Annotated in this window: 2 protein-coding genes; both read right to left on the reverse strand. The window is 44.3% G+C overall.

Annotated features, from left to right (window positions below; all coding sequences use genetic code 11):
• Positions 1-305: 305 nt before the first annotated feature.
• Positions 306-1,214 (reverse strand): N-acetylmuramic acid 6-phosphate etherase, encoded by a 909-nt coding sequence (gene murQ, locus LD39_RS18150; protein ID WP_035551217.1) that lies wholly within the window; start codon positions 1,212-1,214, stop codon positions 306-308.
• Positions 1,215-1,227: 13 nt separating this feature from the next.
• Positions 1,228-1,787, reverse strand: a 560-nt coding sequence (locus LD39_RS18155; RefSeq protein WP_035551220.1) for an N-acetylglucosamine kinase, incomplete at its 5' end; no start/stop codon positions are given.

Raw genomic sequence — 1,787 nt, forward strand, 5'->3', positions numbered from 1 at the left:
TCGTTTTCATCAGCGTAGACAGAATGCGGAGACTCATGCGGGAACAGCACGTGTCCGAAGACCCCGCAGCGATGCTTTTCCGCAAGGAGTCTGAGTCCGTGCCCGCGGAAAGCGAAGCATTCTGTCGGAGCGGCCTTACTTCCATCTTATAAGACAAACGCCCGAAGTAATGGCAGGAATTGGACATGTTGCGCTAATCTACCATTCTGATACACTTTTGTCCAAGGCTCTTTATATTTAATTTTTCTTATGGATTCAACAGAGTCTTAATTCAAAAGGGGGACCTTAAATTAACGCTCCCTCCTTCACTTACTTTCAATGCTTTTCATCACTTCAGCAAAGTTTCCACCTTTTTCGTCTAACATTTTTCTTGCTTGCTCTGCGTCTGTCTTCAGTAAGTACATAAGGATGGCGACACGTGCATCACCCTCTGCTCGTTCACTGTAAAGGACGGCTTCTGCTTCTCCCACTCCTGTCAATTCCTGAATTATCGAAATCGTGCGTTGGCGGAGCTTAGCATTCGAAGCTTTTACATTCACCATCAAGTTCTTATATACTTTGCCGAGCTTAATCATAGCAGCTGAAGAAATCATATTGAGCACCATCTTTTGAGCCGTGCCTGCTTTAAGTCTTGTAGAGCCTGTAATCACTTCTGCTCCTACCGGTAATTCGACGGGGTAAGTGACTAATTGAGAGAGGGGGGAATTTTCATTACATACAATACACCCCGTTGGTACAGCTGCTTTTTCAGCTTCTTTAATAGCTCCGAGCACATACGGAGTTTTTCCACTTGAAGCGATGCCGATCACCATATCGTTAGCATCCACATTTTTTTTTACATCCGCCGCCCCAGCTTCTTCACTGTCTTCTGCCCCTTCAATCGCATAACGTAAGGCGTGATCTCCTCCGGCAATGATGCCATTGATTAGGTCTTCGGAGACACCAAAGGTTGGCGGACATTCCGAGGCATCTAACACTCCCAAACGGCCACTTGTACCTGCTCCAAAATAAAACAGCTTTCCTCCATTTTTCAATACCTTGACAGCCTGATCGATAACCTTCTCTATCTGTGGCAGCGCCGCTTTAACGACGATAGGTACTTCATGATCTTCTTCATTCATAAGCTCGATAATTTCAAGTGTTGAAAACTGATGCAGGCGTTCCGACTTTTTATTTCTCATTTCCGTATTCAACTGATCGTTGACGTCTGTCATATTTGTACCTCCATTAAATCATGCTGCCGCCACTAGACTCGTAAGACGACTTTATCTCTTCTTTTAATTCTTCTGTTATTGGGATTCCCGCTGTGATGAGGGCACAGACACACGCCCCTGCTGCGGGAGATATTTCTGGATAACATACATTTTGTTTGAGATTCTTTTGATTCAACAATTCATAAAATGAATCTCTGAAAAATGCAGACTGGAACAATCCGCCGCTAAGCACTAAAGAGTGATGTCTCTTCTCCAATTCTTTTACTAAATCTATGAGATGATTCAAGGCATTCGTTAAAATAACCCGGGCGTTAATATTTCGCTGTTCAGCTAACCAGACAACTTGTTTGGAGAGACTAGCGATTTTCAATCGTGGATACGGGGCCTCGTAAATAGCTGTAATGATTTCTGGAATCTCTGCTAGATTGAGATGAGAAAGAATGCCCTCGACAAACCTATCATCTTTAGGTTGTCTCCCATCATGCATAGTTGTGAGCAGGTTTAGTGCCTCCCTGCCGATATCATAGCCACTGCCTTCATCTCCAATAAGATACCCCCAGCCGCCGATCCGTT

Origin of the sequence: Halobacillus sp. BBL2006, assembly GCF_000786645.1 — a bacterium.
In the GTDB taxonomy this organism is placed as follows: domain Bacteria; phylum Bacillota; class Bacilli; order Bacillales; family Halobacillaceae; genus Halobacillus.

Excerpts from the sequence above, each read along its gene's own strand:
- murQ (WP_035551217.1), bottom strand. The coding sequence starts at position 1,214 with ATGACAGACGTCAACGATCAGTTGAATACGGAAATGAGAAATAAAAAG.